This is a genomic window from Fuerstiella sp., from assembly GCA_022447225.1.
GTDB lineage: Bacteria > Planctomycetota > Planctomycetia > Planctomycetales > Planctomycetaceae > S139-18.
Genome location: JAKVAZ010000011.1, coordinates 227674 through 251641 on the forward strand (window position 1 = coordinate 227674; position 23968 = coordinate 251641).

At 53.0% G+C, this 23968-nt stretch carries 18 protein-coding genes; 12 read left to right on the plus strand and 6 right to left on the minus strand.

Translation table 11 applies throughout. From position 1 onward, the window contains the following. Positions 1-48: 48 nt before the first annotated feature. Positions 49-1698 (minus strand): hypothetical protein, encoded by a 1650-nt coding sequence (locus MK110_14055; protein MCH2212424.1) that lies wholly within the window; start codon positions 1696-1698, stop codon positions 49-51. 219 nt (positions 1699-1917) lie between these two features. Between MK110_14055 and MK110_14060 the strand changes: the two genes are divergently transcribed. The 3 genes from MK110_14060 (at position 1918) to MK110_14070 (ending at position 6056) form a co-directional block, all read left to right on the plus strand. Then, a complete protein-coding gene (locus MK110_14060) occupies positions 1918-3348 on the plus strand; it encodes a sulfatase-like hydrolase/transferase (GenBank protein MCH2212425.1) in 1431 nt (476 codons plus the stop codon). A 617-nt stretch (positions 3349-3965) separates the two neighbouring features. Continuing rightward, positions 3966-4805, plus strand: coding sequence for a phytanoyl-CoA dioxygenase family protein (locus MK110_14065; protein ID MCH2212426.1), 840 nt, complete (start codon positions 3966-3968; stop codon positions 4803-4805). 192 nt (positions 4806-4997) lie between these two features. Then, positions 4998-6056 (plus strand): tartrate dehydrogenase, encoded by a 1059-nt coding sequence (locus MK110_14070; GenBank protein ID MCH2212427.1) that lies wholly within the window; start codon positions 4998-5000, stop codon positions 6054-6056. A 190-nt stretch (positions 6057-6246) separates the two neighbouring features. On the opposite strand, the gene MK110_14075 is transcribed toward MK110_14070, so the two are convergent. The 3 genes from MK110_14075 to hflK all read right to left on the minus strand — a co-directional run bounded on the left by MK110_14075 (position 6247) and on the right by hflK (position 10999). Then, positions 6247-8616, minus strand: a complete 2370-nt coding sequence (locus tag MK110_14075) for a PQQ-binding-like beta-propeller repeat protein (protein ID MCH2212428.1) — start codon at positions 8614-8616, stop codon at positions 6247-6249. A gap of 326 nt (positions 8617-8942) precedes the next feature. Continuing rightward, complete coding sequence (gene hflC, locus MK110_14080) at positions 8943-10016, minus strand: protease modulator HflC (protein MCH2212429.1); 1074 nt, start codon at positions 10014-10016, stop codon at positions 8943-8945. After that, entirely contained in the window at positions 10016-10999 is a 984-nt protein-coding gene (gene hflK, locus MK110_14085; GenBank protein ID MCH2212430.1) for an FtsH protease activity modulator HflK, read from the minus strand. The genes hflC and hflK overlap by 1 nt, the downstream gene beginning before the upstream one ends. A 356-nt stretch (positions 11000-11355) precedes the next feature. Between hflK and MK110_14090 the strand changes: the two genes are divergently transcribed. Beyond that, positions 11356-12375, plus strand: a complete 1020-nt coding sequence (locus tag MK110_14090; GenBank protein MCH2212431.1) for an FAD-dependent oxidoreductase — start codon at positions 11356-11358, stop codon at positions 12373-12375. Between the two features lie 68 nt (positions 12376-12443). Here MK110_14090 and MK110_14095 read toward each other — a convergent pair whose 3' ends face one another. Together MK110_14095 and MK110_14100 are read right to left on the minus strand one after the other, a co-directional pair. Beyond that, complete coding sequence (locus MK110_14095) at positions 12444-13388, minus strand: RluA family pseudouridine synthase (protein MCH2212432.1); 945 nt, start codon at positions 13386-13388, stop codon at positions 12444-12446. Positions 13389-13725: 337 nt separating this feature from the next. Beyond that, positions 13726-13893: a hypothetical protein gene (locus MK110_14100; protein ID MCH2212433.1), complete on the minus strand. Its 168-nt coding sequence runs from the start codon at positions 13891-13893 to the stop codon at positions 13726-13728. Positions 13894-14067: 174 nt separating this feature from the next. Between MK110_14100 and dnaX the strand changes: the two genes are divergently transcribed. The 8 genes from dnaX (at position 14068) to MK110_14140 (ending at position 23950) form a co-directional block, all read left to right on the plus strand. Further along, complete coding sequence (dnaX, locus tag MK110_14105; protein ID MCH2212434.1) at positions 14068-15780, plus strand: DNA polymerase III subunit gamma/tau; 1713 nt, start codon at positions 14068-14070, stop codon at positions 15778-15780. A gap of 50 nt (positions 15781-15830) precedes the next feature. After that, on the plus strand, positions 15831-16184 hold the full coding sequence (locus tag MK110_14110; GenBank protein ID MCH2212435.1) for a YbaB/EbfC family nucleoid-associated protein: 354 nt from the start codon (positions 15831-15833) through the stop codon (positions 16182-16184). A gap of 55 nt (positions 16185-16239) precedes the next feature. Next, the gene (gene recR, locus MK110_14115) at positions 16240-16866 is read left to right on the plus strand and encodes a recombination mediator RecR (GenBank protein ID MCH2212436.1); all 627 of its coding nucleotides are present in this window, start codon (positions 16240-16242) and stop codon (positions 16864-16866) included. A gap of 286 nt (positions 16867-17152) precedes the next feature. Then, positions 17153-18637 (plus strand): RNA polymerase factor sigma-54, encoded by a 1485-nt coding sequence (rpoN, locus tag MK110_14120; protein MCH2212437.1) that lies wholly within the window; start codon positions 17153-17155, stop codon positions 18635-18637. A gap of 175 nt (positions 18638-18812) precedes the next feature. After that, the gene (locus MK110_14125; protein ID MCH2212438.1) at positions 18813-19886 is read left to right on the plus strand and encodes an NTP transferase domain-containing protein; all 1074 of its coding nucleotides are present in this window, start codon (positions 18813-18815) and stop codon (positions 19884-19886) included. A gap of 175 nt (positions 19887-20061) precedes the next feature. Then, positions 20062-21525, plus strand: coding sequence for an MFS transporter (locus MK110_14130; protein MCH2212439.1), 1464 nt, complete (start codon positions 20062-20064; stop codon positions 21523-21525). A 576-nt stretch (positions 21526-22101) separates the two neighbouring features. Next, on the plus strand, positions 22102-22983 hold the full coding sequence (locus tag MK110_14135; GenBank protein MCH2212440.1) for a response regulator: 882 nt from the start codon (positions 22102-22104) through the stop codon (positions 22981-22983). A gap of 64 nt (positions 22984-23047) precedes the next feature. After that, positions 23048-23950: an ATP-binding protein gene (locus MK110_14140; GenBank protein MCH2212441.1), complete on the plus strand. Its 903-nt coding sequence runs from the start codon at positions 23048-23050 to the stop codon at positions 23948-23950. Positions 23951-23968: the final 18 nt, after the last annotated feature.

Genomic DNA, 23968 nt, shown 5'->3' on the forward strand with positions numbered 1-23968 from the left:
ACGCACGACGAACTGTCATGAGGTCCAGAGGCTCTCGAAAATCCATTGTTATTCAACTTGAAAACCAAAGATTTTGGCGCTGCTGAGTCGGAAATGGAGGAACACTGTTTTCCCGCGCAGTTCGGTCAGGTCGTCCTTGTTTTTCCATTTCAGGCGTCCATTAGTCTGGTCACCTGTGAATGGGATGCAATCGTCGAATGAGTATCCCGGTACCGCCCGTGTGGACCTGCGGCCGTATGGTTCATGCAGGGCAACTTCGATGCGGCCCGCCCGACTGGTGCGGGCATTGATGATGATCTGCTGACCATTGAAATCGTTTTCCAGCGACGACCAGAATTCCCCCCGTTCCGGCGCTTCAATTCCCGCAAGGCGATCGTCGTCCCACATGGCCCACGCGGTCTGAAATCCGTGTTCCGGTGGGTTTTCGTAAACACTGAATCCTTCATTGTGAGTATTCTTTGATCCGGAAATCGGCAATACGAGTTGGCCATCCGGCAGTCGGACAAGGTTCGGTCCGGCGTAAATACTGCCGCTGTCCCATTCGCCCGGTTTTCCGATGTCGATAATCGGTTCATGAGAGACCCAGTTCCAGGAGTAATTGTCGCGACTCACCGCCAGACGGATGTCAAGCTGGTCAGTGTCGTGGTGATAGATCGCCGGAAAGAGAAAACGGAGCGAAGGGGTATCGGGATGCCAGGTGAATCCGTTGGTGTAGTAATCGTCGAAGGGAGAGTCCTCAGGTCCCGGAGCCAGAAACACACGTGAGGGTGGCCAGTTACGAAAATCGTCCGTTTCGCTGCGCCCAATCGCTCGACCGGCAAGATGCCCCCGGAAGTAACCGACGTATTTCTTAAGGACCGGGTCCCAGGCGCCAACGTTTTGTGTGTCGTGGAAATACGTCAGCAGCGGGTCCGGCAGCGGTGTCCAGTGGTAGCCATCCGGTGAGACTGAACCGTAGAGGCCGTAGGAATAACGAGCCGGTTTATCTTCGCTGTTTGGTAATTTGCCAAACTTGAAGCACTTGTAGCGTTCCTGTTCTCCCGCAGAGGGGTCACGGAACACCGAAGTCTCACGGGCATGTCGAGTCACCAGATTGGTTGGCTTGTCATCGATGCGGTAGACATCCAGATCCGGCTTTGTCCATTGCACGCCGTCAGTGCTTTCGATGTAAGCCAAAAACGACTCAGGAGGGTCGTCCTCCTGGCCGCTGCTCTTCAGATGCTGTCTTGCTGCTTCGGTAAGAGTTGCGCTGTACCAAACCCGATATTTTCCGTCCTCATGGATGACTGTGGCATAACCTCCGACTCTGCGTTCCCACGGCTGATCGGCGTTCAGCCACGGCGCGCTCTTGCGGGCCTTCTCCACGGTGATGCTCACTCCGTATGGCAATTTGACACGCTTCAAACCATGCCCCGACAGATCCGCTATGATGTTCCAGTCGTCTTCCATCTTCTGTAACTCGGCTCTTCCGGCGTCGGAGAGTCGGGCGGGGTCGTACGTTGGTTCGAGACGACCGGTTTCCACATGGTGCCAGTCCGCGAACAATACTTCCGTACCGCCGGTGGACGAATCGTGGCGATCGTCGGCTGCTGCATGCAGTCCCAGGCTCATGAATATTGCAACCAGGACCAGCGTTCGGGTGCTTTGCGAAGTGTTCAGAATATGGAGTTTTTCTCGTCGAATCGTCAGACGACGCATTGTTGTTTCCTCGTTTCCGGGCATTTGCATAGGCAGACAGGTTCATCACAGTATCAGGCCGAACGGAGTCATGCCCGTGGCATCGAATAAAAAACAGTCTCCGTAACTGGATTTCTGTAAAGCGCATTCTGGTTCGACCTCCTATGACACACCAGTCAGAATGAGTATGACAATCGTGCCTGATGTGATCTGAAGTCCTGTTTTGCTGAGGATTGAACCATGCGCTGTGTTCTGATCGGATTGATTTCTGTGTGTTTGCTGTTCAGCAGACAGGCCTCCGCTGACCGGCCAAATGTTCTGTTTCTGTTTGCGGATGATCAGGCATTTGACACGGTACGCGCCACAGGCAACTCCGAGATTCAGACTCCCAATATCGACCGACTGGTGGCTCAGGGGACCACGTTCACTCATGCCTTCAATCAGGGAGGCTGGCATGGAGCGGTTTGTGTGGCCAGCCGCACCATGATGGTCACGGGCCTTAATCTGTGGAATGCCCGTCGGGCAGAGTCCGATCTGAACACGACCTGGGTGTCACAACACAGACTGTGGCCTCAGCTGATGTCGAGTCGGGGATACCAGACGTTCTTTTCCGGCAAGTGGCACGTGAAGGCTCCGGTGACTCAGCTGTTTGATGTGGTCCGGCATGTACGCAAAGGAATGCCTCAACAAACCGAATCCGGATACAACAGACCTTCGTCTGAGGATGACAGGAACTGGTTGCCTTGGGATCGCAGCCGTGGGGGATACTGGGATGGTGGAAAACACTGGAGTGAAGTGCTGGCCGACGACGGCGTTGATTATCTGAAGATGGCTGCCGACGACGAGCGTCCGTTTTTTATGTATCTGGCCTTCAATGCACCCCACGATCCGCGTCAGTCGCCTCAGGAGTTTGTTGACCGCTATCCGGCAGAGCAGTTGCAGCTGCCGGCGAACTTTTTGACGGAGTATCCGTGGGACATTGGCAGCAATCGGATTCGGGACGAACAGCTGGCCCCGTTTCCCAGAACGAAACATGCCGTAAAGGTCCATCGTCAGGAATACTATGCCATTATCACACACATGGATCATCAGATCGGGCGAATTCTCACTGCCCTTGAGGAAACCGGGCAGGCCGATAATACCTGGATTTTCTTTACGGCGGATCACGGTCTGGCCTGCGGGCAGCACGGTCTGCTGGGAAAGCAGAATATGTACGATCACAGCGTGCGTGTTCCGTTTGTGATCTGTGGTCCGGGAGTACCACAGGGTGCCAGAAACGGACACCGAATTTATCTGCAAAGTGTGATGGCGACCTCTCTGGAACTTGCGGGGGGCCCAGTGCCGGAACATGTTCAGTTTGAGAGTCTGATGCAGTCTGTGAAACAGAGTTCATCTGAAGTCACCGGGACGGTCAGTGCTGCGTATGTCGATGTGCAGCGAATGGTGACCGTGGGAAAACATAAACTGATTCTTTATCCAAAGATCTCCCGAAGGTTGCTGTTTGACCTGCAGGCCGATCCTCAGGAAACCCGCGATTTGTCGCAGGATTCTTCAACCCTGACACTGCAGAGGCAGTTGTTTGCAAAGCTGAGACAGCAACAGCAGCTCACAGGGGACTCTCTTGACATGATCACGCCGTATCCGGAACTGCTGCCTGAATCAGCCTTATAAGACCAGAGCGTCTGTCCGGATCTTCCGAAAACGGGTCAGACTTGGAGGCATTCTTAACCTGTGTTTGGCCGGGCCGTTGTTTCGTGTGAAGGTGTGACGTTCGACGGGCACAGTACTGGTTCCAGTTGATGTCTCTTAGGTATCACCGGTTTTTCCTGTTCTGTGACCGCCGTGATTGTCCTGCCGTTGTTTCGTGTCACAGTCCGTGGATCCCGGTCGCTGGTGCCGAAACGAAGATCCCGCTTTCTCTGGCCGTCGTTATTAAGCTCAGTGGTTCTTAACTTAGAGGTGCCCATGTCCACGGTGGTTGTGGATCTGGAGAACCGTTGCCGCCGCCTGAGACCGGAGATGTGATCCTGCGGTGTTAATCATGTGGCTCTTCCGGTTGTGCTGAATGTTTCCGTTCACAGTCACACGTATTGGTATTCGCCCGTGACCGTACAGACCCGCAGACGGTTCCTGGCACTTAAGTCTGTTTGCGGTGTTGTCGCGGAAAATGGTCACTGCCTCGATGCAATCCTTTCATGTCGGTAAACTGAAGAATCGACTACAGATGTAGTCGACTGTCTTCCCCGTTCATGAACGGGATTCCTCCCGTATAGAAATTTCATCAGGCTATGAGTCAGGTTGCTGCAGACGATGTGTCAGGGGCGATTCGGTCGCTGGAGACCGAAGGATACGTTGTGCTGGAAAACGCGGTGTCGGCCGATGTCGCTGCGGAACTGGGGGCATCGGTGATGAATGCTCCGCAGCGGGCTCCCGGGGTGACGGGTTACGAATTTGTGGTGTGTCTGCTGAATTACGATGTTCGGTTTCTGCAGCTGGCGATGCATCCAACTGTGCTGGCCCTGGCAGGACATTTACTGGCCGGTCGAACTGAGCCTGCGCCAAATGCGTTTGCCTGGCCGGCGGATGATCAGTTGAGACTGGGCTGCGTTGATGGTCTGGTGGCGCACGGCAGGAGTGATGCCGGATGGTGGCATATGGATTCACCAATGGGGCAGCTGAACCAGTCACGCCCGTTACCCGACTTTCCAATTTTGGTCAACGCGATCTGGATGCTGTCCGAATTCAGCGAACAAACAGGTGCGACTCGCGCCATTCCTGGCAGCCAGCGACACCGGCGATTGCCGCCTGCCACACAGGAATCTCTGGATGGCGAAGTCTTCTGTTGCGGATCGCCTGGAAGTGTGGCCATCATTCCCAACACCATGTGGCATGCAGCGGGTGCGAATCAGACCGAACAGCCTCGGATCGGTGTTGCCTGCAATTACCTGCCCTGGTGGGTGGGCCGTCTGACGATGGACATGTATCCCGTCAGTCGTGAAGTCTGGGAGACATTCCCTCCCGAAGCGCAGCGACTTACCAAACATCAGCTGGACTGGAATACGGACTTTCAGGGTGACCTGACAGAGGTGTCATCTGACAAAGACAGCAACGATGGATCCGGGAAGTAATTCAACCGAATCCGGTTGCCTGCTAAATGCGTGGCTTCGTTGGATCTGTCAGCCTGCTGCCGATTTCAGATACGGCCTGAGGTGCCTTAGGATTTACAGCAGATTGAGGTGCACAGCTGCGGACGAGTGAGGATCGAGACTGACTGATTTGTGATATCGAAAATTTAACAGTTGAACCAGGGAGTTGAATCTATGAAAGAATTCAGGATCGCAGTTTATCCGGGTGACGGGATTGGCCCCGAGGTTGTTCATGAAGCGCTGCGAGTTGTGGATGCGATCGAGAAGAGTGACGGACAGTTCTCTCTCTCAAAAACGACGTTCTCCTGGGGAGTGCAGCACTGGGATAAAACCGGACGTGTGGTTCCGGAAGATTTTCTTGAGCTGTTACGGCCGTTTGATGCGATCTTTCTTGGTGCGGTAGGCTGGCCGGAAAAAATACCGGATCACGTGACTCTGGATCCTCTCGTACAAATTCGTCAGACATTCGATCAATACGCCTGTGTGCGTCCGTCACGTCTGTATCCCGGTGTGCAGTCTGCTCTGTCGCAAAAATCTTCCGAAGATATTGATCTGGTTGTGATTCGTGAGAACTCCGAGGGCGAATACGTGAATCTTGGTGGCAGGTTCCGGCGAGGACATTCAGACGAACATGCGATCCAGACGGCCGTTCATTCCCGGCGGGGTGTGGAACGAATCCTGCGGTTTGGGTTTGAAATGGCGAGGACTCGTCGGAAACAACTCACGATGATCACCAAATCCAATGCCCAGAGATTTGCCTATGTGCTGTGGGATGAAATTCTGGACGAGCTCCTGCCGGAGTTTCCCGATGTGGAAGCTTCTCGTCAGCATTGTGATGCGGCGATCATGAATCTGGTTCGTCAGCCCGAACAGTTTGACGTCGTTGTTGCCTCCAATCTGTTTGGTGATCTGCTCACCGACCTCGGTGGAATCATCGGCGGCGGACTGGGACTGGCACCCAGTACGAACACGAATCCGGAGCGTCGTTTTCCGTCGATGTTTGAACCCGTTCACGGGTCGGCTCCGGACATTGCCGGTCAGGGAATCGCCAATCCCGTGGCTGCGGTGCTGAGTGCGGCCATGATGTTCGACCACTTGATGCTTCCCCAGGCCGCTTCCAGAATTCGTGCTTCTGTGGAACGAACGCTGGCGGAGGGCCATAAAACGCCGGATCTCGGTGGACGTCTGACCACGCAGGAAATGGGTGACAGATTAGTGGAGAATCTGGATTAACCGCTGCTCCGGAACGCCCGTTGAGTTGCTGATGATGTGGCTGTGGACGCGTCTGGTGACTTCTCCGAGTGTATGCCGGGAATGGAACCGGCCTGGTTCAGAGTTGTTGATTCGACAATGTTTACCCCCAGGCTGATGGGTGGCTGTCGGTTTCCTGAATCCTCTGACGGGACCTGCCCGATGGAAGCTGTTAGTGACTGATAATCTCGCAGTGGGGTAACGTGTTTTGCAGACTTCGTACGTCCGCCTCGGTTGCCGTCGAATTCGTCAGTCGCAGGTGAACGAGATTCCGAAGTTGATGGATGTGCTTTAATCCCGCGTCAGAGATTTTTGCTCCCACCAGATTCAGGTGAGTCAGTTGAGTGAACAGTCCCAGTGTTTCCAGGCCCTGATCTGTGATGTTGGTCCCGGAAAATCCTTCTGAATAGAGCAATTTCAGTTGTTGCAGATTTTTCAGCGGTGCCAGGTGTCGAAGCCCGTCGTCCGTAATTGGCAGCAGGCTTAAATCCAGTTCTTCCAGCCTTGTGAGTGGCTTGAGGTGCTGTAATCCGTCATCTGAGATGAGATTACCGGAAAGGTTGAGCCGTTCGAGATCCTGCAGTCCGGAGAGGTGTTCCAGACCGGCGTCGGAAATGCGATCCTGTTCAAAGCCCGTTTTCCGGAGTACCAGGGCGCGAAGTGTCTTAATTTGACCAAGGGCTTTGCAGCCGGCGTCAGCCACATCGTCGCACACTTCCAGGTTCACGGCCGTGAGTGCCGGAGCGGTTGCCAGTTGTTCGAGACCAGTCGCAGAAATCGATGTTGCTGTGGCGATCAGTACTGCCAGTGTGTTCGATTTTCCGAGATAAGCGAAACCACGATCAGTGACATGTGGGCACGATTCCAGATTCAGTCCGACGAGATTGTTCAGCGCGGAGATCTGTCGCAAACCGGAATCGCTGATTTGTGTTCCTGCGAGGATGAGAATGAAGGGGGATGTCTGCCGGTTGAGCCGGCGGAGTCGGTCTTTTTCGATTGAGCCTGTGGAATCGAGTTCCGTATCAGTTAACGTGATGACCGGAACAGAAGATTTGGATGTGTCTGCCTGACGGATGAATCTGAAAAAATTACGAGTGTTATCATTATTTTCTGTCACGGCCGGCGTCGGTGGGGACTGCGAATTCTCAATCGGCTGCAGTCGACGCAGGTCATGGACCCACAGGTCGTCTTTTTCGCGGAGGAACAACCTGCCGTGAGCCACAACCGGATGTGACCAGCTGTCACCGCCTGCGGGAATCCTGAACTTTCCGTGCAAACGGTATTCGTGCTTTGAGGCACCAATCAGACCGATGACTCCATTCTGATAATGAAAATAGAGCCGTCCATCCGCTGCTGTGACCGACGCTGACCCGGTGCCTGGTCCGCGGCGTTTCCAGAGGACTTTTCCGGTCTGGAATTCAATGCAGGTTGGTAAACCATTGTTACTTCCATGGCCACCGTAGATGTGATCATCAATCAACACGAAGCCGCCGTGATGATTTTGAAACCTGTTGCCTCGCAGCCGATAGATTTCCTTTGCTTCGATTCCATCTGTACGACTGGCTCGAGTCAGTTGAAGCAGAACGGCACCTGAGTGATATCCGTTGGCAGAAAAGACAAAGTCACCGTGAACAATGGGTGTGGGGATGTTGGCCGTTTGATTGGAAATGTCGTTGTAGCCCCACAGAAATTTTCCGGTTTTTGCCTCAAAGCCTGCCAGGCCGCGACCGGTGAGTTGTATGTATTGACGCACACCGGCTGCTTTAGACAGAACCACAGAGGAAAATGCAGCGCCATCACGGCCCTTTTCACCAATCTGTGGCATGCGGGATTTCCAGATCAGTTCTCCAGTATGACGGTTCAGGGCAACCAGCATGGCGTCATCTCCTCCCGGCGTACAAATCAACCGGTGACGGTCGATGAGGGGAGATTCACCGTATCCACGACCGGACATCAGTTGACCGCCGAAATCCTTCGTAAAACTGCGCTGCCACAGTAGTGTTCCTGCTTCTGCATCCAGGCAGACGAGTTCACCATCCGGATCAAGTACATAAACGAGACCATCGTGGAACGTAGGAGTGGACATGACATTGCGTGATGTTGTACCGACGTTTGTCATCCAGTTGTGTTGACCGGACTCAAGGTCCAGGGAAAAGCACAGCACTGCGTCATCAATTTTTCCTGTGGTAAAAACCTGTCCGCCGGCGATGACAACACTTGAATAGCCATCGCCGATTCCTGACGCCCGCCAGTCGAGTGCTGGAGACGATTCACCCCAGGAACTCAGCAGTTCTGTTTCACCGGAAACCGAATTTCTGTCGGTTCCTCGCCACTGGGGCCAGTCATCCGCACAACCATAAGCAGTAAATTTGCTGCAGATGGCCACCAACAGCAGGTTCTTGCAGGCCGGTAGAAGGGCTGCAAGTCCTGTTGGTGCGTGATGAGATCCCGGACCGCAAAGGGTTTGTCGGGAAAGGAGTTTTAACGTTCTGCGAGGTGGTGCGACCATGAATGTATAAATAATCCACCACACCGGTTGCATGACAAAAAATCCTTGCCCGTGTTACGGAGCTTCAGGGAGTCGTTTCTGGATTTCCAATTGCGTTCAAGTCGATGATGACAGTGTCGGTGTTTCGCAATTTGAGGAACACAGGATCCGGTAGCAGAAAAACTTTTGTGAAACAGCGTGCTGTGAACCGCGCATGTTAAGAATTACGATCGCAGACCGGGGAGTTCACCGGTACTGTCAACAAGAATTTTGACATTGACATCCATGCGATTCAGCATGGTCACACAAAGGTTACTCAGTGGAGTTCCTCTGTTCAGCTGGATGTGTCTGTATTTCTGCGATGGACTGCGTACTGTGACTTAACGCCGGGACTCTACGGACATCTCGTTGTCCGGCTGTGTCGGGCTGACCTGTTTCAGCATTCGGAATAAGTCGCTGTCTGTAGTCAGGATGAGTCGTGTACTTGTGTCGAGTGCCGTTTCGTAAACTTCAAGGGTGCGCTGGAAGTTGTAGAAGTCACCGGTTGCGCGAATGGCTTTCGCATACAGTTCGATGATTTCGGCTTCGACTTCACCACGAAGACGTTTATTCTGTTCTTCGCCCTCACCAAGAATTTCTTCTGCAAGGGCGTTGGTTTCATTGATAATTTCCTGCTTGCGCTGCTCACCCTCATTGTGGTACTTGGCAGCAATCGCTTCCATAAAAGCGGTGAGTCGTTCAAAACTTGCCTGCCGCACTGACTGCACAAATCCGATGTTACTGACGCCGACATCCACCAGTTCAATTCCACGGTCGAGGGCTGCGCCATCATCACCATCATCACCTGCAGTCAGCTGAGACTTGATTCGCTGCCGAATCTCTTCCATGATTTTTTGACGACCGAACAGAATATCTGTCTGTTCACCAACTTTGGCCAGATCTTCTGTGGGATCGAGAGCATCGGATTCTGTGTCCGGAAGATCCTCCAGGCCGAACGAGTAGGTCAATTCGCGATCTGAACTGCGAACGACTTCAGCAAGGTCATAGGACGTGATTACGTCACGAACACCTGCCCGAACCCGCTGACGGACCTGTTGCTCTGCATTGCCCACAGTCCGCATGACTCTCAGAAATGTTTCCGGATCGGTGATCCGCCAGATCGCCCAGATGGCGATTTCGATCTTCTTGCCGTCTTTCGTCGGCAGATCCACCAGGACATCATTGCGACCGCTTGCCCAGAACTGACGAGTGCGAGGGAGACGGCGAACTTCCTGAATCAGAGGATATTTGAAGTACAGTCCCGGCTCAGTGATATTCCTTACCGGTCGGCCGAATTCCAGCAACACGGCCAGTTCGCGTTCGTTGACTGTAAAAACTGAACTATAGGTCACCATCAGTACCAGGAAGGCTACGATGACTGCACCCGGACCTTTGATGGAATTGTTTGCAGCCATCATTTGCTCCTTTCATCAAGATTAAGCAGTGGCAGCAGTTGCTGCAGATCGGAATCGATGATTGTCTTGTTTGGGACTTTGGCAAGTACCTTCTGTAGTGACTCAAGATACAATCGCTGTCGGGTTTCTTCGGGCGCTTTGGCAAACTGTTCGTACTGCACCATCAGTGCGTCAATTTCCCCTTTGACTTCTGAACGACGTCGGGCCGCGTATCCTTCGGCACTCCGAATCGCCCTGTCTCGTTCCGCTCGAGCTTTCGGAAGCAGCGTGTTTTTGACTTTGTTTGCGTCGTTCTCAAGTTTGTCGCGGGTCTGAACCGCTTCATTAACGGCTGCGAATGAGGGTTTGACCTGTTCCGGAGGTGTGACTCGCTGAAGCTGCAGGTCTGTGATTCGAATTCCACACTCGTACTTGTCCAGCATCGCCTGAGTCGCTTCACGGGCTTCCTGGCGAATTTCCATACGAGCCCCGGTCAGAACTTCGTCGATTGAGTAGTCTCCGATCAGTCGATTCATCACGGTTCGACCAACAACGGTAATGATGTACTGAAGAAAATCTTCCTGTTCGGCAACCTGTGTGTAGAAGGTAAACAGATACTGCTGCGGATCGGCGACCTGCCACTGAACGGTCCATTCAACAGCTGCTGCATTGAGGTCACCGGTCAGCATCAGTACGTCCTCTTCGTTGGTGCGGCCGGATGGTCGATCGTCCGGGAGCCCAAACGGCATTCGAATGGTTCGTTCACGCATGTCTGCACGCAGAACGCTGTCAACAAAGGGAATACAAAAATGCAGACCGGGATCGGATGTGGAGACATAGCGACCGAATCGCAGTACCACGGCTTTCTCATTGGCCTCAATGGTGTACCACGATTTTGACAGCAGGAGTATCAGAATCACGGCTCCCAGTCCGACCGCTGCGAGTCCGATATTACGTTTCACGTCCTCGGGACGGATGTCGAAATTGAACTGGCCTGAAGACATGAGCTGACTTCTCCTGCGATGCTGACTGACTGTTCCTGAGTACGTGCTCTATACAACCCTGAGCGGCGTTGACTCCAACGCCAGGTCGGCAGATTAATGATGTCACCGACAAAACGAGATTCAGGGCTGTTAGCTGATTGTGACTCGTCACTGTGTCCTGTTTTCCGACAGATTCGTTCAAAACAGTCTAACCGGCATGACAGACAGGATCGCTGGCAGTTCGCCTCGTTTATCTGATTCACCGAAATTCAGATCCCGGAATAACCGTTCAGGTACCGATTACATTCTCCAGCTTCATCGTTGAGTTCTGCGCACAAGATTTTGAACTAGGTTTTTCGGGGGCCGGAGCATTTCCCATGCAATACGACATCGCTGTCATCGGAAACGACGAAGCTGCCGTCGAAATGATGTGTCTGGCCGCGAAATCGGGCAAACGTACTGCCGCTTTGCTGCCGGAATCAACTCATTCAGCATGGTTGGTGGGCCTGGCGCTTAAACGTTTGATTTTGGATCTGCTGGCTGATCAAACTGTCTGCCGTCGTCAACTGCTGGCCCGCACAGGGTCACCACGGCTTCTGCGCCAGCTGATTGCAGGCGCGATTGTCAGAGAAACCGAAGAACTGGCCTGTACGCTCGAACATTTGAAAATTCATATATGTATGGGACAGCCCCGGTTTATTGACCGGAATTCTGTATCGGTTGCAGACGGGCGGACATGCAATCGAACTTCTCTCAGTGCAGATCACTTCGTTATTGGCACCGGTGCGCGATATACAGCGATGCACCGACCTCTCGGTCTGATTGAACTGCATCGTCCTGAATCGATGTTCGAAGGGACTATTCTGCCCCGCTCGGTTTGTCTGTTGGGTGGAGACAGTTTCGGATGCGGTATGGCAGCACTATTCAGTCTATTTGGAGTTCAAAGTCGTTATGTGGCGCACGATGGTCAGGACTCAGCCATGCTTGAGCTGGCTTATGCTGCGGGGGTTGAGATCACGTTCCATCTGTCAGAGTGTGGCTCGATGCGATCAGGTGGAGTCCTGTCCAATTCTCATGCAGATGTGGTTGACTGCCGCCGAACCGTCGGGTTCACTGAATACCTCAATCTGTCGTCTATCGACGTTGAAGCCGACGAAAACGGCCGACTGTGGTGTTCCAGCGGTTTCGAAACCTGGTGCCGTGGCGTGTACGGGATTGGCGACGTTGTCGGTTTTTCTGCTGACAGTACTCTACATCCCTCCGTTCAGGCTGAACGGATCCATCGACGCATCAGCCCGCAGGTTCCACGACCTCGAATTATGGATCTGTTTGTGAATACAGAAGAGCAGCATGGTGTGCCGCTGCAGCGACCGGCGTCCGATGTGTTGAACAACTGAAGATTCAGTGAAGCGCTGAATCTGTGCCGCAGTGACAAGTTTGCCTGTGTGACTGACTGGTCGGTTCTCTACAGACAGGACAGGAAATCCGGTGGTGGTTGTGCCATGAACGTCAGAACGGTTTTGAGAATCGGATGCTGGAACTCCAGGCGCGCTGCATGTAGTGCGTGGCGACACTGTGAGGGGTGACTTCGCTCATCGGTTGACACAGCCCGCACCGTGCCCCGATGACCGTAGAATTCATCGCCCAGTACCGGATGGCCGATCTCTGCCATATGAACCCGAATCTGATGATTGCGGCCGGTATAAGGCTGACAGGCGACGACGGAGATCCGTTGAGTCCGCTGCAGGACCGTTACCCTGGTTTTTGCGGCACGCTGACGGATCGCATCGGATTTTGCGGACATCAATATGCTTTGACCGCCTGGAAGCTGACCAATCTTCAGTTCGATGATGCGTTCATCAAAAGGAACCCGGCCCTGTACCAGAGCGACATAGGATTTCTTCAGTCTTCCGTTCTGAAAGTCCTCTGAAACCAGCCGATGCGTATGGTGTTCTTTGGTCACAACCATCAGGCCACTGGTCATCCGATCCAGTCGATGCACAATCCCCGCCCGCAGCAGACCCGGCGCCGGTGTCAGCTGATCAAGATGATTCTGCAGCACATTGGTTAATGTACCGTTTTGAAATTTGCCGACCGGATGAGCCACCATGCCGGCAGGTTTGTCGACAACAATCAGCCAGGGATCTTCGTAGACCAGCCGGACCGCCGTGCCGTCAGGATCCAGCAGCTTGTCGGGCGGTTCCACAAGTCGAACACTCACGGTCTGTCCGCGATAAACCCGCTGAGTCCGGATCGCCGGTAAGTCGTTCACTCGTACGAGGCCCGCCGCAACCATGCGGTGTAGTCGCCAGGTCGTATAGTTGCGCAGGTGTTTCGCCAGGAATGAGTCAATCCGGACACCGCTGAGATAAGAGTCCACGGTGAACACGGGTTGCAGCGGGGCAGTCATGGAGTCAGGCCGAATCACGGATCGTCGTCACCAGTCGTTGGACCGGTCCTGAGTAACCGTCAGGATCGCAAAGTTGCTGCAGCCTTTCAACGACAGTCCTGCATGTGAGAACTGTCTGTTGGCGCCGGACAATTCCTCTCACATCAGTCCAGTCAGGGTCGTGACCGGCGAACGCTTTCATCACGACAAGATCCTCAGCGAAAACCGTTGTCAATTGAGTCTGGTCGTTTATCGTCCACACACCGGCGCACTGACATCCTGTCTGCTTTAAACCGAAATCCGGCAAGGCGATGTCCAGGTCAACTTCATTCGACGTCTTGGCAAGTCAGACACGGATTTACTGAGCGAATTGGGCAGCATCCGGTCGATGGCCAGGCGCCGGTTCTCGTCGTTCATTTGTTCCAGTTCCCGTGTTTTCTTCCAGTACCGGTCTGATACGTTTCCAGTGTGACACAAATTCAGCGTTTTCGCGAGGTGCCATTGATGAAGGTGTCAATTGAGTCATGATGGGCTGCCGCACAACCAAATCAGAAGTCTGGTCTGTTGCAGTGCCGGGGAGGGTCGAAGATACCCGTCATATTAATGACTCAACGGTGGATGATCGATCGGAAATCGACAACAATACAAACTTGTTCGTGTGGAATATTCGGCACCGTTTCAGTCACCATGGGTCACTTTCGTGAGCACTGGCTCTCATTATACCGTTCTGGCGCGACGATTTCGGCCTCAGGCCTTCAGTGATGTCGTGGGGCAGGAGCATGTTTCACGGGCACTGCAGAACGCAATTCGTTCAGAACGTGTGGCACATGCCTATTTATTCACCGGCGCCCGTGGCGTGGGAAAGACCTCTACTGCGCGCATTCTGGCCAAAGCACTCAACTGTCCCGACGTTCAGGACGGTGTGCCCTGTAACAAATGCGAAATCTGTGACGGAATCAGCGCCGGAGGTGATGTGGATGTGATGGAAATCGACGGCGCCTCTAACCGTCGTATTGAAGACATCCGCAGTATCCGGGCCAATGTTGGCGTGCGTTCGATGCGAACCCGTTTCAAGGTGTACATCATCGATGAAGTGCACATGCTCACGCGCGAGGCGTTCAATGCCCTGTTGAAAACGCTGGAGGAGCCACCTCCCAATGTCAAATTTGTGTTTTGCACAACAGAGCCGGAAAAGGTTCCCGATACAATTTTGTCACGATGCCAGCGTTTCGACTTTGGTACTATTGAAGATGATTCGATCGGCCGGCGACTGAAAGAGATTGCCCGGTCTGAAGGATTTGAAGTTGAAGACGATGCAATCGAGCTGATTGCCCGGCGCGCCCGCGGGTCGATGCGTGACAGCCAGTCACTCTTTGATCAACTGCTGGCGTTTAGTGAAGGAACAGTTCAGGTCGCTGATGTTCATCGTATGCTGGGGACAGCCGGCGATGAATTATTGATCCGACTGTTTGAGAGTATCACGCAACGGCGGCCTGGTGAAGTTCTCAATATTTTGGAACAGACGCTCACTGCCGGTGTGCAGCCAGGTGAAATGCTGGATCAGTGCGTTGGATACCTGCGTGACATGATGGTGATATTGAACGACGGAACCACTGTACCGCTGTGCAGTGTGCGTGATGACAGTCGTACGGTTCTCGCGGAACAGGCCGGACGAGCAACGTTGCCGAATGTGATGGCCGCGTTTCAGATTCTTGCGGAAGCAAGAAGTCGCATGCAGCGGAGTACCTTTTCAAGGGTGCTGCTGGAAATGGCTCTGGTCCAGATCTCACTGCTGGAAGATCTGAGTGCGATCAGGGATCTGCTCTCCGGAAAGCTGCCTGAACTGCCGGAAGTGAGCAGCGATTCTGTTCAAAAAAAAACGAATGATTTGTCGGGGCAGAGAGATCCCTCTCAAAGTTCCACCGAGAAATCGACTGTCACTGTCCCGTTTAATAGCCAGTCATCCGAAGAATTATTGTCACAACTGGTTTCTCTCGCGCCGTTTACGGTGTCTGCGGCGCTCAAAACCACAGAACGTCTAGCAGTTTCTGAGCCAAACGCGGTAGAATTAGTGCTGGATTCGTCCCTTGAGTTTCAAAAGAAGGTGCTGGAGACACCGGAACACCGATCAACGATTCAACAGCTGATTGAAAATTTGACCGGGGTTCATGCTGTTATTTCGATTCGGTCGGTTCTTCAGATGGATCTTCCCGCGGAAAAGGATCCTTCATCTGGAGCTGGACATTCAGCACCGAAGCCGTCGGCAGATTCGCGGGCGGATCAATCTCAGATCGTTGCAAATCGAAACGATGTTGACCCGGGACTGGATGCATTTGTTCAGGAAGTTGTGGACGTATTTGGGGCCAGAGTTGATCGTGTCATGAATGCTCCCGTCAAACGGGAGGCGGAGTGAATTTGAGATCTCTGAGGAACCATCAGACTCGTAGTGAGTGAGGAAGTGTCGTGATTAAGGGACTTGGAAACATCGCGTCGATGATGAAGCAGGCTTCAGAGATGCAGGGCCGTCTGGACCAGGCTAAAGAGAAAGTGGCCGGAATCCGGGTGGTGGGAATCGCCGGAGGCGAAATGGTAAAAGTCGAAGCGACAGGTGACATGAAAATTGTATCAGTCGTGATCGAGCCATCCCTGATGGAAACAGGTGACCACGAAATGGTTGAAGAGCTGGTGACGGCAGCCACTAACCAGGCGCTGCAAAAGGCAAAAGAAGCTGCGGCATCAGCGATGTCGGATGTTGCCGCAGGAATGGATATGCCGGGTTTGAATGAGGCGTTGTCGAAACTTGGGATTGGTGGGTGATGCCGGACCCGTCGGCGAATGATGAAGCATCTGAAAATCAACGGAACAAAAGCGGATGGCAGACAGAAATCAAGCCACGTCAGATCACCCTTACGGTCCAAGTGTCGCTCGGCTGATTGATGAGTTCGCACGCCTTCCCGGTATCGGTCGTAAATCGGCCGAACGTCTGTCCAATTATATCCTGTCCTGTTCGGGTGCTGAAGCGAATCGACTTGTGGAAGCCGTTCGTGACGTGAAAACCAACGTCAAACGCTGCACGGTTTGTTTCAACCTGACTGAGAACGATGTCTGTCGTCTGTGTCGTGACCCTCGTCGAGACCGTTGTGTGGTGTGTGTTGTCGAACAGCCGAAGGACGTAGTTGCTCTGGAATCAAGTGGTGCATTTCAGGGGGTTTACCATGTCCTTGGCGGTCGGATCGCTCCGCTGGAAGGGATCGGTCCCGAAGATCTTACAATCAGTCAACTGGTGCAGCGCATTCGAAACGACGGCATCAGTGAACTGGTGATGGCTACGAATCCAACGGTCGACGGTGACGGAACCGCATTATTCATAACGAACCTGCTGCAGAACGATGATGTGACGATTACAAGGCTTGCCCGTGGGATCGCATCGGGCAGTGTCCTTGAATTTGCCAATTGCGAGATGCTGGCGGATGCGCTCAGAGGACGCCGAACATTCTAAAATAACAAAGTTAAGAGAACGGCAGACCAGATCCAGTCCCATGAATGACATGGGGGAACACGGATCATAAAACAATTTGGCATGCGATTAGAAATTTCAAAATTTTTTCATTCGGTATGTAGTGTGTGAACCGGATCAGTCACTGACTAACTTTGGTTTTCGCATTTCAGAGTGGTATCAAGGTCTACCACACCCGACTTCTGACGTTCGTCATCATACTGATCAGTCATTCAACTGTTTGTAGCGCTTAACAACAATGCACCTGAATATTTCTCAGCAGATGAAAATGAGTCAGCAGATGAAGCTGGCTCCCAGAATGATCCAGTCAATGGAGATTCTGCAGCTGAATATGATGGGACTGAATGAACGCATTGAACAGGAGCTGGTGGAAAACGTTACTCTGGACGTCGTTGATCGCGATCGCGATGCTCCGACGGATGAAGCTGATGTTGTCATCAAGTCGGAAGATCCGGCAGAACGTCGCGAACTGGCGAAGGACGTGGAAGAACGTGAGCTGGTTGCCGGCAAGGACAATAACAACGAATCGGACTTCGAACGGCTGCTGGAGATTTCATCAGACTGGCCGGAAGACAATGTTGGTTTTGGCGGTTCCAGACCGTCATCCAACCAAATCAGTGACAGCATGGATCGTCAGCACGATGCCATGGCAAACATGACGGCCAGACCACAGTCGCTGCACGAATATCTGATGGAGCAGTTTTCATTCGCGACAGCAAGCGAGCCCGAACGTCAGTTTGGAGAATTTCTGATCCAGCACCTCGACCGTAATGGTCGTTTGCAGAGCCTGCTGGCAGAGATTGTGCAGCAGTTCAACCGGACGTGGGGCCATGAGTTGACTCAGGAACAGGCTGAGTCTGTTCTGGCAACGATTCAGCAGCTTGATCCTCCGGGTGTCGGTGCTCGTGATTACAAAGAAATGCTGTTGCTTCAGCTGCGGGACCACATGCCTTTTTCTGATGTGATGCGAGTACTGATTGGCGATCATCTGGAAGACATTGCCAACAATCGACTTCCACTGATTCAAAAGGCGACCGATTTTAGTCTGGACATGATTAAGGTCGGGATAGAGCAGATTCAGACGCTGAATCCGTATCCCGGGCGAGGTTTCGAGCAACGTCCCGTTCAGCGTGTCACACCGGATCTGTCCCTGGAAAAGGACGAAACGGGCCGGTACGTTGTCAAACTGCTGGATGAGTATATACCTGAGCTGCGAATCAGCCCTCGTTATCAGAAGATGATGCAGGCAAACCCGACTGCGGAAACGAAGGAGTGGATCAAGAAGAAAGTTGAATCGGCTCGATGGCTGATTGAAGCCATTGAACAGCGTTACAGTACTCTGAAAAAAGTGGCCCAGGAAATTATCGATCATCAGATCGAGTTTCTTGACAACGGACCGGAGCACATTGCACCGCTCAAGATGCAGCAAATTGCTGATCGAGTGGGTGTACATGTCACAACTGTTTCGAGAGCCGTTGACGAAAAATGGATCCAGACGCCGCGCGGTCTGTTTCCATTGAAGCGATTCTTCAAGCATGGAACTCAGACGTCCAGCGGAGAGGATATTGCCTGGGAAACGATAGGAATCCGTCTCCAGGAACTGATTGACAGCGAGGATAAGAAAAAGCCACTCAGCGATGATGCGCTGGTTGAGGCACTAGCCGGGAAGGGTTTGAAGCTGGCACGTCGTACCATTACTAAATATCGGAAAAAAATGGGTATTCCCAGTTCTCGTCAGCGTCGTGAGTACTAGAAACCGCTGACAGCCACCCGATGGATTCCGGCACTCCCTGTTCGTGTTTTCAGTGTCCCTTTAGTGTCGTCAGGAACCTGAGTCGGTGTTAACGGGTGGCTCGTCAAACGTCAGATTTGCGGAACCCCGTTTGCCGGACGGTCTTGAGTCCGTATCAAAAGTCCCAGGAGATTCGATGCTTCATGCAGTGATCATGGCCGGCGGCAGCGGAACCCGCTTCTGGCCTCAAAGTCGCGTCAAAATGCCCAAGCAGCTGCTGACGTTGTCCGGTAACCGAACGTTGATTCAGCAGACTTATGATCGTTGCGACGGAATGATCGCCGCTGATCAGTCCTGGGTCGTCACCAATCTGTTACAGGTGGAACAGACTCGAACCCAGCTGCCGGATGTTCCTGGCTGCAACGTTCTGGTGGAGCCGGCAGCACGCAATACGGCTCCTTGTGTCGGCCTGGCAGCAATCCATGTGCTGCAGCAGGATCCTTCCGGCATCATGTTTGTAATGCCGGCGGACCATGTCATTTCAACGCATGAAGACTTTCAGGTGGCAGCCCAGGCGGCAGTCAGCCTGGTTGACCAAGATGCGCAGCGTCTGGTGCTGTTTGGTGTACCACCGTCGTTTCCGTCGACCGGCTACGGTTACATTGAACGTGGTGAAAGACTCGGTGCCTCTGAACACGTGTTCGAGGTCAGATCGTTTCGGGAAAAGCCGCCAGCCGAGACGGCGCAGCAATATCTCGATGCCGGTCATTTCTACTGGAATTGTGGAATTTTCTGCTGGAAAGCAAAGACCATTCTGGACCAGCTTCAGCAGCACGAGCCGGACACGTATTCACGGCTTATGCGTCTCGCCGCAGTTATTGGAACAGACGATTACAACGCCGCTCTCGATGTTGAATTTCCACAGATGAACAGCATCGCTGTCGATCGAGCCGTACTGGAACGTGCTGATCAGGTATGCGTGATCGAAGCTCCTTTCAGCTGGGACGATGTTGGAAGCTGGCTGGCCGTACCTCGTCTTCTGGGTACAGACGAGGATGGGACTGCAGCCGATGGGCTCGTGCGTTCGATCGATTCAAAGAATTGCATCATTCGGACCACAGACGATCATCTGGTTGCCACACTTGGAATGGAAGACTGCATCATTGTGCACACCAGGGATGCAACCCTTGTTGCGCGTCGTGACGACTCGGAACGCATCAAAGAACTGCTTGAGATTTTGAAAGATCGAGGCGATACACAGTTTCTGTGAATCGGGGCGACAGCCGATCCCGGCAGATAAGGGGCTGTACGTGAACGGCGGGTTGCTCTGTCTGTCCCGCGTTTGGTTGTCGGACGTCCTTGAGCCTGTCATGATCTCTTGCTCACTGAACGGCAGAGACTGGCTCTGCGGCTGAGTCCATCAACAGACGGCGGCACAGAACACGATGGCAGAAACCTCTCAGAGTTCCGAACACGATAACAATGCATATTCAGCCTCGTCTTCGCCATCCATGGCTCCTTCGACGGCCGTGACCCTCATTTCTGTAATGATGTTTCTGCAGTTTTTTGTCTGGGGGGCCTGGTTTGCGACCCTGGCGGCAGCGTTGGATACTGCCGGGTTGGGAGACATCATCGGGGATGCCTACGCGTCTGCGCCAATCGCTGCAATACTCTCTCCTTTGTTTCTCGGCCTGATTGCGGACCGTGTGTTCCCTTCGGAAAAAGTGATGGGTGTCCTGATGCTGGTCGGAGGAGCAATCCTGTTGATGATCCCCGGTCTGGCAGCCGGGGGAACTGCAAACGGTGGAACCATTGTCTGGATGATCCTGGGACATCTGCTGTGCTACATGCCCACGCTCGGACTTGGTAATACGATCGCTTTTACCCACATCCAAAAGCAGTCAGATTTTCCAAAGATTCGGGTGTGGGGAACCATCGGCTGGATTGCGGCCGGGCTGCTGGTTGGAATTCTTGGCTGGTCCAACAGTTTCAATATTTTCTGGCTTGCAGCCGGGAGTTCGTTTTTGCTGGGAATGTTTTGCTTCATGTTGCCGAACACGCCTCCTCCGCTGAAGGGGAAGCCGATGGACTTGCGGTCACTTTTCATGGTGGATGCGTTGAAGCTTTTGGGCGATTTTAACTTCCTTGTCTTCGCGATTTGCTCCACTCTGATCTGTGTTCCCCTGGCTTACTACTACGGTATGACATCCACATTTTTGAATCAGGCGGGATTCGCGGAATCCGCAGCGACGATGACGATCGGCCAGATGTCGGAAATATTTTTCATGCTGCTCATCCCGTTCTGTTTCCGGAAGCTGGGACTGAAACTCATGATCTCGGTTGGAATGATCTGTTGGGTCGTGCGCTATGCCCTGTTTGCGTTGGGTGCTCCTGATCAGGTGACATGGATGCTGCTGCTTGCAGTGGCACTTCACGGAGTTTGTTACGACTTCTTTTTTGTTACCGGATTTATGTACACCGACCAAAAGGCGCCCGTCGCCATCCGTGGTCAGGCGCAGGGGCTGCTGGTGTTTCTCACTCAGGGCATTGGCATGTTTTTTGGATACAAGATCATGGCCGCGGCCGCGTGGCAGGGAGTCGATTTTGGATGGACTATCGGAAAATACGGAGAACAGGTTACCAAAGGAAAAGAATATACGGATGCGCTCACGGCTGCTCGCGGGGAACAAGACACCGTCGGATTCCTGGAATCGTTTTCTCAATTGTTTTCGCGCAGTCTTCCCGCAGGTCTTGATTCTGAACTGCTTCACGCAACCATGATCCAATGGAGGAACTTCTGGATGTTTCCCTCGATTCTGGCCGCAATGATCCTCGCGATCTTTGTGTTGTTATTTTGGGACAAAGTTCATCCGGAGAATGAGGCGGAGCCCGCACCAACCGAAATCTGATCTCCATCCCCTGTCACCTCACTGCGCCTGCTGTGGAATTGATTCAGATGCAGTTTTCCGTCCTTCATTGATCGGTCGACGGTGCGCTGAGTTTCAGGAAGAAGTGATAACAATCACGGAGGGAGATCTTGTCATGCGGGATTTTGGGATGCGGTGCAAAAAAGATCCGGAAGGCCGCATTCCAACTATCCATCTGGCCAAAGCGAAATTTCACAGAGAGAATCACTCAACATGGTCGTTTAGCTCGAGCGGAGACCGGTGGTAAACCATGTTTCGCGGGTGATCGTCTGTGAGATGCTGCAGTCCGTCGGATTTTCTCGATCTGGACACACGGGAGGGACTTCGACGATATTGCGAGGAGTTCAGCAAATGCTACCCTGCGATGCTGAGCAGTTTACGAGTGTAGCAGCGGGTTCCGATTTAGGTGCGGCGGTGGCACATGGAATTACAGTTTCCGTGTGGCAGACAATTTCTCCGTACATTGTGATCTGGAATCTGCTGCGTTGACGACGAGTTCATTAATACTGTTTTGATGATGAAACAGGATCGTTTTTGCATAACCATCGGGAATCTGTGATGCGGGACGAGATTGACGCGAGCAGAACAACGGTCCTGGTGGTGGACGACTCTCTGACATATCGGACCCTGGTCACCCGCCTTCTGGCGGTCGAACGACCGAATTGGATCGTATTGGAAACGTCTACCGCTGCTGAAGGGCTGGAAATACTTGCCAGTCAAAACGTAACTGTGGTTGTGGTCGAATTTTTTATGCCCGAAATGCCAGACGAGCCATTCATCACAGAGGTGGGGCGGCGTTTTCCGGGTGTCCCGGTCATTCTGATCACTGCTCCCGGTAGTGATAAAATCGCCGCGAAAAGTCTGGAACTGGGTGCCGTTAATTACGTTCCGAAACGACGGCTTGCAGATGATCTTGTTCCTGCTGTGGACGATGTTTTGAGAGGCGTGCGGGAGTCGACACTGACTCGTGAGGTAGTCTCCCATATTGTCAGAAGTCAGACCAATTTTCGGATCGAAAGTGACCTGGAGCAAATTGAAGCGCTGCTGCATCTGATTCGTGAACGTCTGGAAACTCTGAGGTCTCTAACGGACAATGAGGTTCAACAGGTTACCGATGCCGTTCGCGAAGCCCTGATGAATGCACATATCCATGGCAGCCAAACCCGTTCCGGGACGTTTGAGTCTGATGGGTCGGTTGACAGCGCGGAGTCGGGGGCAGTGGCCCAGTTGATGATTAAAGTGGAGCTTTCAATTTCTAAAGAACGTTTGTGTGTTGTGGTTACAGATCAGGGGGCAGGGTTTGATACCAGTACCGTCGATGAATCGAAACTACGAAATGGATTTCGTATTATGCGTCGGAACATGGACCGTATCGAATTCAACAGCAGTGGCAATCGGATTGGTCTCACCAAAGAACTCATAACACCGGGAGCGGTGTGAAGCACGAAATTCGGGTGCCGAGATCCGTTAGTCAGCACTCACCAGCCCCAGACGGAATGACGAAGTGGCCTCCATTCTTGTTGTTGATGATTCCGAAGCTGAGTCGGCCAGGCTTGATCGACTGCTGTCCGTGGACACCACTCGCAGAATTCAAACATCAGCCTGTGGCGAAGAGGTGTTTGGGATTGTTGCTGCCCAGAACATCGATCTGGTTGTAACAGGACTGCAAACTGTGGAACCGGACGATTTGGTGTTCCTGGAAAAATTTCAGGCGGAATTCCCACGTGTTCCGGTGATACTGATCGCACAACAGGGCAGCGAAGAGCTCGTTGTTAAAGCGTTTCAGCAGGGCGTGTCCGGATATTTGAATCGGGAGTCGTCGGCTGGAAATTTGAACTCTCTGGCGGAACGACTGCTGGCAAGGCGAGCCACTGACATGGCTCGCTGGGATCTGTTACGTCGTCAGGAGCTTGATGAATACGAATTTAAACTGCAGAGTCGGCGTTTGCTCATGTCGGCCACAGCCGGTTTCCTGCGACAAAGGATTCAGGACTCTGATATATGTCCCGCACAGGAACTTCTGCGACTGGGAATCGCACTGGAAGAGGCACTGCTGAATGCGTGTCTGCACGGTAACCTGGAGCTTGATTCCGCTCTACGTGAACAGGACGGAGATCTGTTTGAATCTCTGGCAGATGAACGCTCTGAAGTTTCACCCTGGAAAGACCGGTATGTCTACGTTAATGCAGTGGTGACCCGTGAATGCGCACGAGTTACTGTTCGTGACGAAGGAAGTGGATTTGATCCCGCAACGTTACCGGACCCGACCGACCCGGAGAATTTACTGAAACCCCACGGACGGGGAGTAATGCTGATGCGGCTGTTCATGGACGAAGTCATCTGGAATGAAAGCGGTAATGAAGTCACCATGGTCAAGAAGGCAGCAGCGGCCTGTGATGAAAAGTAAGACGGAGTCTTTGGCTGT